The 6,915-nt window shown below is 66.3% G+C and carries 8 protein-coding genes; 4 read left to right on the top strand and 4 right to left on the bottom strand.

Going from position 1 to position 6,915, the window contains the following annotated elements; genetic code table 11:
• The coding region (locus KVS69_RS13420) for a LuxR C-terminal-related transcriptional regulator (protein WP_217538509.1) at positions 1 to 414 on the top strand (414 nt) is incomplete at its 5' end.
• 54 nt (positions 415 to 468) lie between these two features.
• Here KVS69_RS13420 and KVS69_RS13415 read toward each other — a convergent pair.
• Entirely contained in the window at positions 469 to 1,443 is a 975-nt protein-coding gene (locus tag KVS69_RS13415) for an alpha/beta hydrolase-fold protein (RefSeq protein WP_217538508.1), read from the bottom strand.
• A 111-nt stretch (positions 1,444 to 1,554) separates the two neighbouring features.
• Here KVS69_RS13415 and KVS69_RS13410 point away from each other — a divergent pair, with 111 nt between their 5' ends.
• Positions 1,555 to 2,976, top strand: coding sequence for an FAD-containing oxidoreductase (locus tag KVS69_RS13410; protein WP_217538506.1), 1,422 nt, complete (start codon positions 1,555 to 1,557; stop codon positions 2,974 to 2,976).
• Between the two features lie 5 nt (positions 2,977 to 2,981).
• Positions 2,982 to 4,109, top strand: a complete 1,128-nt coding sequence (locus KVS69_RS13405; RefSeq protein WP_217538505.1) for a lysophospholipase — start codon at positions 2,982 to 2,984, stop codon at positions 4,107 to 4,109.
• Here KVS69_RS13405 and KVS69_RS13400 read toward each other — a convergent pair.
• The 3 genes from KVS69_RS13400 to KVS69_RS13390 all read right to left on the bottom strand — a co-directional run bounded on the left by KVS69_RS13400 (position 4,024) and on the right by KVS69_RS13390 (position 5,481).
• The gene (locus tag KVS69_RS13400) at positions 4,024 to 4,338 is read right to left on the bottom strand and encodes a hypothetical protein (protein ID WP_217538503.1); all 315 of its coding nucleotides are present in this window, start codon (positions 4,336 to 4,338) and stop codon (positions 4,024 to 4,026) included. The genes KVS69_RS13405 and KVS69_RS13400 overlap by 86 nt on opposite strands.
• Before the next feature lie 116 nt (positions 4,339 to 4,454).
• The gene (locus tag KVS69_RS13395) at positions 4,455 to 4,622 is read right to left on the bottom strand and encodes a hypothetical protein (protein WP_217538501.1); all 168 of its coding nucleotides are present in this window, start codon (positions 4,620 to 4,622) and stop codon (positions 4,455 to 4,457) included.
• Positions 4,623 to 4,653: 31 nt separating this feature from the next.
• Positions 4,654 to 5,481, bottom strand: a complete 828-nt coding sequence (locus tag KVS69_RS13390; protein WP_254622178.1) for a transporter — start codon at positions 5,479 to 5,481, stop codon at positions 4,654 to 4,656.
• Positions 5,482 to 5,737: 256 nt separating this feature from the next.
• Between KVS69_RS13390 and KVS69_RS13385 the strand changes: the two genes are divergently transcribed.
• Entirely contained in the window at positions 5,738 to 6,868 is a 1,131-nt protein-coding gene (locus KVS69_RS13385) for a DUF3667 domain-containing protein (protein ID WP_217538499.1), read from the top strand.
• Positions 6,869 to 6,915 lie beyond the last annotated feature (47 nt).

Here is a 6,915-nt window from a genome sequence, read left to right as displayed (position 1 = left end):
CAGGCGCAGGCCCAGATGCTCACGATGGCCAGCAGCGTGCACATCATCCGTTCGATCCTGCTGAGCGGAACGAAGGCAATCGTCGGCAAAGCCGATGGCGTCAATGAACTCATCCAGGCGATGCAGGCCGCCCTGCTGGGAAGGACATATCTCGGCACCAGCATCCGGGTGCTCATGCTTGGGCCCGAGGGCGACATGCTGGGACAGGCAACCAAACCGGCGCTGTCGCTACGCGAAAGCGAGGTGTTTCGGCTATATGCGTCGGGCCTGTCCGTCGGCGCCATCGCCGCCCAGCTCAACAAGAGTCCGAAAACCATCAGCCGGCAGAAGATCAGCGCGATGGAGAAACTCTCGCTGTACACCGACCTGGACATCTACGAATTCGCGCGCAGGGAGGGGTTGCGGACACGCTGATAGAGGCGCACTGACCGTCTTCGCCCCCGGCCGCGCCATGTTCGCCTAGTCCCCTCAGGTCCGCGGAGGCCTCCCGAGAAGGTACTTCAGCCCGTGCGTCAACCCGCGCGGGGCCACGCTCAAGTGGTCCTCGTCGTTGAGCACATCCAGCTTCAGGCGCAGTGACGGGTAGTTGTGCGCGCGCAACGCGGCCTGCATGTTCTTCGCATCGGCCACCATGTCCGCGTCGTTGCCGAAGGCCGGCGTTTCACGCTCGCCGACATACATGTACACCGATGCCTTCAGATCGTTGTGGCTGCCTGCGTAGTCCTTCTCGAACCGCGACATGACATTGCGGTCGTACCAGAACGATGGGCTGCCCACGATGTAGCCGGCAAACATGCCCGGGTCGGTAAACAGGATCTGGGTGCCCAGCAACGCGCCGTAGGAATGGCCCAGCAGCAGGCGCCGGCTTTCGTCGGTGCGGTAGCGGCCGGCGACGAACGGCAGTGCCTGCTCCCGCAGGTAGGTGATGTAAGGCGCAGCACCACCATGCACCGCGTCGGCCGGTGCGCTGCTCGGGCCGTTGGGTGTCGGGGTGTAGTCGCGGCGGCGGCTGGGCATGCCTTCGTCACCCAACGAATAGGACAGGCCCACCAGGATGAACTCTTCCAGCTTGGGGCCTTCCACGTTCAGTCGCCGGCCGATCTGCCGCGCCAGCGGAAACGCGTAGTCGGCATCGGTGACATAGAGGACCGGGTATCTGCGCTCCGGGCTGTCCGCGTAGGACGCCGGCAGCGCAACGAACACCTGGTACGTCCGCCCGGAAACCGGGTCGGGAACATTCCAGACTTCGCTTCCCACCACTTCATAAGGCGCGCCTTCGCCACGCTGGCCGCCCAGGGCCGAAGCCTTGGCCGGTATCGGTGGGGCCGCCAACGGTGCTTCGGCGAGCGGCTTGGAATCCGGGGTCTCAGGCGTCTTGTCACACCCGGTGAGAATCAGTGCAAGCAGCACGCCTGTAACCAGTTTGTTCAACGCTCTCTCCATGATGTGCAGGCAAAATCGTCCAGAACGCCAATCCGCGATGCTGGATCTGCGTGGCGCTCACGCCAACGAGTGTATTGAATGGCCATTGGTACACACAACAAGGGTCTTGCCATGTCCAATCCCTCTTCCGCGCAGGGCCCCGCCGCTGCCGCCCGCGCCTTCGATGCCATCATCATCGGCACCGGCCAGGCGGGACCCTCACTGGCCGGGCGGCTGGACGCGGCCGGTATGCACGTGGCCATCATCGAGCGTCATCTGGTGGGCGGCACCTGCGTCAACACCGGCTGCAAGCCGACCAAGACGCTGGTGGCCAGCGCCTATGCCGCACAGATGGCGCGGCGTGGTGCTGAGTACGGCTTCAGCGCCGGCCCCGTCAGCGTGGATATGACCGTGGTCGAGGCCCGTGCCCGCAAAGTGATCATGGATTCGCGCAAGGGCAATGAAGACTGGCTTGCCGGGATGGCCAACGTGGAGCTGATCCGTGGCCACGCCCGCTTCGATGGGCCCGGCGCCATCGTGGTCAACGGCGAGCGGCTTACCGCGCCGCGGATCTTCATCAACGTGGGCGGGCGTGCAGCGGTGCCGGATATGCCCGGCCTGCAGGACGTTCCGTACCTGACCAACAGCAGCATCGTGGCGCTGGATGCCCTGCCCGCCCATCTGGTGGTGGTGGGCGGCAGCTACATCGGGCTGGAGTTCGCACAGATGTACCGGCGCTTCGGCGCGCAGGTGACGATCATCGAGCGGGGTGAGCGCTTGATCGCGCGCGAGGACGCCGATGTATCGGAGGCAGTACGCGGCATCCTGGAGGATGAGGGCATCGAGGTTCACACCGGCGCGGACAGGGTCGCGTTCGAGCGCGTGGAAGAAGACATCGCCGTTTCCTTCCAGGCCGGCGGCAAGGATGCGCGCGTGGTCGGCAGCCACGTCCTGATGGCCATCGGGCGCCGCCCCAATACGGACGACCTGGGTCTGGACACCGCCGGCATCGCGCGGGACGAACGTGGGTACATTACGGTGGATGACCACCTGCAGACCTCGGCGCCCGGTGTCTGGGCGCTGGGTGACTGCAACGGCCGTGGGGCGTTCACCCATACCGCCTATAACGACTTCGAGATCGTCGCCGCCAACCTGCTGGATGGCGAGGACCGCCGGGTCAGCAGCCGGGTGCCCGGCTACGCGCTGTACATCGACCCGCCGCTGGGCCGGGCGGGCATGTCCGAGGCCGAGGCGATGAAGTCCGGCCGCCCCCTGCTGTTCTCCAAGCGGCCCATGACCCGCGTCGGTCGTGCGGTGGAAAAGGGGGAGTCCAAGGGCTTCATGAAGGTGGTGGCCGATGCCGAAACCCGGCGGATCCTGGGCGCGGCGATCCTTGGCACTAGCGGCGATGAGGCCATCCACGGCATCCTCGACATGATCAGTGCCGACCGGCCGCTGGATGAGCTGCGCTGGGCGGTGCCGATCCACCCCACGGTTTCCGAATTGATTCCCACGCTGCTGGTCGATCTTGCGCCGGCACCTGACCGAGGATGATCTGGATGCGTACTGCTGCGACCGTCTCGCTGTGCCTGGGGTTGTGCACCGCCCTGCTCCTTCCGCCGAGCTGGGCCAAGGCCCCGGTAACGCCGGAAACCCACAGCGAAACGGGCACGCTGCAGGACGCCCCCTGGCGCATCGACGTGCCGGCCCACTGGAACGGCGAACTGGTGATGTACGCCCATGGCTTCGAGCCGGTCGGAACGCCGCGCCCGGACCCCTGGCCGGGCAACCCGTGGAGCGAGGCGCTGGTCAAGGCCGGCTATGCAGTGGCGCAGAGTGGGTACGCCGACCAGGGCTGGGCCGTGCGCGGGGCCATCGATGACCTTGAGCGGCTGCGCGCGCAGTTCGTGGCCCGCCATCCAGACACGAAACGCAGCTGGATCCTGGGCTTTTCGATGGGGGGCGCGGTGGCGATCGGTACGTTGGAGCGGATGCCGGAGCACTACAGCGGTGGCATCTCGATGTGCGGCGCCAACCTGCCCGGCGATGTGCTGGCCGCCGAAGTGCTCACCTCGCTGGTCGCGTTCGAGTACTTCTTCCCTGGCGCCAACGGCCTGCCCGAGGGTGGGTTGAGCTCGCCTGCCGCTGCGACGTTGCCGCAAGGGGAGATGGTCGACGCCATCACCGCTGCCGTGCAGTCCCGCCCGGAGGCAGCCGCAGTACTGGCAAAACGCCTGGAGCTGAAGGTGGATGAGCTGGCTGGCACCGTCAGCCTGCATGCCCTGGTGTTCCAGCAGCTGGTCAAGATCAGCGGCGGCATTCCGGTCAGCAACAAGGACACGGTGTATGCCGGCTTTGGCGATGACAAGGCGTTCAACGCCGGCGTCCGGCGCATTGCCGCGGATCCCGACGCAAAGACGAAGCTTGACCGCGACCTGCGCCTCACCGGTGCGCTGCGCCGGCCGCTGCTGCTGCAGTACAACCTTAACGACCCGTCCGTGACGCCCCGCTTCGAGCCGGTCTACCCGGCACTTGCCGCCAAGGCTGGTGCGACGCCCCAGCCGAGGACGCTACCGCCCACCGGCGAAGGACATTGCGCGTTTACGCCCGAACAGATTGTGGAAGCGGTGTCGATCCACAGCCGCTCGTTGCCTGCGCGCCCCACTGGCGAAGCGCGGCGCCCCTGAGCGACTGCTGGCCGCAACCGGACGGGCAGCGCAGCACGCGTGCGGCCGAGGTGCTGACGAAGCCCTCGCCTTCCTGCGCCTTGAACACCACCTCGCACGACAGGCAGCGCGCCACCATCGAGTACAGGTGCACGATGCGCCCGCTGCACGGGTCCTGCAGCGCGTTCACATCCAGTAGTTCGAACTGGCAGCTGTCCGGCAGCGGGCAGCGCGGGAGCGGAAGGGACATGGAGGTCTGCAGGTTCACGCTGTGGGCGCCGTCGGTGGAATGGCAGCCACTGTAGGCAGCGCGGTGTGGAGCGCGCGTGCAGCCGGCATGCAGTGCGCGCGAAAGGCTTGCCGGTATTACACCTCGCCCAATGCGCCCTTGCCAGCAGGGGTCAGGTCGATATCGCTGTCTTCGGCCTGCACCGCCAGACCTTCGGAGACGGCCCAGGTGGCATCGTCGGCTGACACAGGGTCGGTCGCCTCGATGGCCCGCAGAATGGCAAGTTGCTTGTCGGTCAGTGGCATGGTCGGCGTTCCGTAAGGGGGTGAGCCGACTCTACTTCGGGTAGAGCAACGTGACCGTGAACCGGACCCCCCAGTCCGGCCCGCCACGTGGGCCATCCAGGTAGGCGCGCACGCCGCCCTGGTAGCTGATCATCTGGCTGCCCAGTTTGCTCACCTTGGAGTACTGGATGTTGAGCGGCACGGTCCACTGGCTGGCCTTCCAGTCGTAGGTGGACTCGATGTTGAAGGCCAGCGTGCGGCCGCCCGGGAAGGCCTTGGCCAGGAACGGCTGGACAAAGGTGTTGCTGATGTCGCGCCGGCGCGAGCCGCTACCGGCGATGTCCGAGATGTGGTTCACCAGCGCGCCCACGGTCCAGCTCTTCTCCTGCTTGAGCAGCACGAAGGTGGGACCGGCACCCCAGGTATCGGCGCCCAGATCATCGGTACCGGTTGGCAGCAGCAGCGCTGGCCCGATGCCCCAGACCACGCCGGACGGGCCGGTTTCCTTCGGCGAGAAGAAGAAGCTTTGCGTCACGTCGCCCAGGCCGGCCTGGTCGGTGCCGGGAATCACGTCCTTCTGGTAGGCCACCGGCAGGATGGTGCGCGAGATGACATTCCATTCTTCGGAAATGGCAAACGGTGCCACCGGCTGGATGTTGAGCGTATGCCGATAACCGCCATTGGCGTAGCCGTCGTCGTAGTTGTACTGAAACGGGACGCTGATCAGTGCCGCGACGGGGTTGGACAGTTTCTTGGCCAGGGCATCGGCATCCTGCGCCCACGCCGGTTGGCACAGTCCTGCCAGCGCTGCCGCCAGGAACAGCGACACAAAACCATGGCGCCGGCGCAGCGGGCGGGTGCAACGTGGTGAAACAGGCATGGCAAACCCCCAACAGCAACAAGGTGATGGAAGTGCGCTGGCGCACCTGCTCGTAACCGAGCAACCCCGCCGCGAACAGGGCGAACGGGAACAGCATCCGCAGTGCGCGAACGTGCGTTCGAGGATGGCCGATGGCCCCCGGATCTGCTTCGGTACTTCTACCGCCCCCCGCCCAGTGATTGATGCATGCCGGCACTGGCACCGGCACCCCGCCCCCACTATCGTAGGCGCCTTTCCTGCCCGGCTCCGCGCACTGATGCACTCCGCCCTTGCCCACCATGCCGCCTGCGAGAACTGCAGCACCCCGCTGCAGGGCGATTTCTGCCATGAATGCGGCCAGTCCGCCCACAGCCCGGTGCGCAGTTTCGGGCACGCGGTGGAAGAGGTGTTCGAATCGTTCTGGCACCTGGATGGGCGCATATTCCGCACCCTGCACCAGCTGCTGCTGCCCGGCCGGCTGGCGGCCGCCTACCTGGCCGGGCACCGTACCCGCTACATCCCGCCGATCCGCCTGTTCGTGATCCTGAGCGTGCTGACCTTCTTCGTGGCACGGCTGGCAGTGCACGTGGACGCAGGTGCCCTGGTAAGCCAGACGCCCCGCCCGCCGGAAGTGCCGGGTGCGTTCCGTGATGCCACCACCCACGACGAGGTCCAGCAGGTCCGCCGCGCGCTGCTGGCGCCGTTGCAGCAATCGCGTGAGGCAATGCCCGAGTCCCTTCGCGCGCCGATCGACAGTGCCATTGCCAAGGTGGACAGGCAGGCCGCAAAGCGCGAGCGCGAACTGAAGGAGCATCCACCGGTCGCGTCCGCGCGCAAGCCCGCTGCCGCCAAACCTTTCACCGTGCAGGACATGGCGACACAGAAGTCAGACCCGGTCGAGATCGGTTTCCTGCCCGGGTTCGCCAACCGCTGGCTGACCGGCCAGGCCGAGATCATCCGCAAGAACCTGCCCCGCATCAGCGAACGGCCGCAGCTGCTGGTCAACGCGTTCTTCGGCTCGGTGCCTTCGGCGCTGTTCGTGCTGGTGCCGTTGTTTGCCGTGCTGCTGAAGGTGTTCTACCTGGGCAGTGGAAGGCTGTACCTGGAGCACCTGGTGGTGGCGTTGTACAGCCACGCGTTCCTGTGCGTGGCGCTGCTGGGCATCCTGCTGCTGTCGATGCTGGGTGGGCAGCTTGCCGCCGTGCCTGGCGCGGGGGTTGTCATCGGCCTGCTGATCACGGCGCTGCTGCTGTGGATGCCGCTGTATCTCTGGCTGATGCAACGGCGGGTGTACGCACAATCCCGGCTGGTGACCACGCTCAAGTTCGTCGCGCTGGGATGGCTGTACTTCACCGTGGTCACCACCGCGACCGTCATCCTCGCCATTGCCAGCCTTGCCCGGGTCTGATCCGGGCTAAGTAGTTTTACCCAGCCGGCCTGCACCTATTTCGGTGG

The organism is Stenotrophomonas sp. GbtcB23 (assembly GCF_019091045.1).
Taxonomy (GTDB): domain Bacteria; phylum Pseudomonadota; class Gammaproteobacteria; order Xanthomonadales; family Xanthomonadaceae; genus Stenotrophomonas; species Stenotrophomonas rhizophila_A.
Note: the sequence above shows the minus strand (reverse complement) of the source record. Positions and strands in the feature narration are given on the sequence as shown.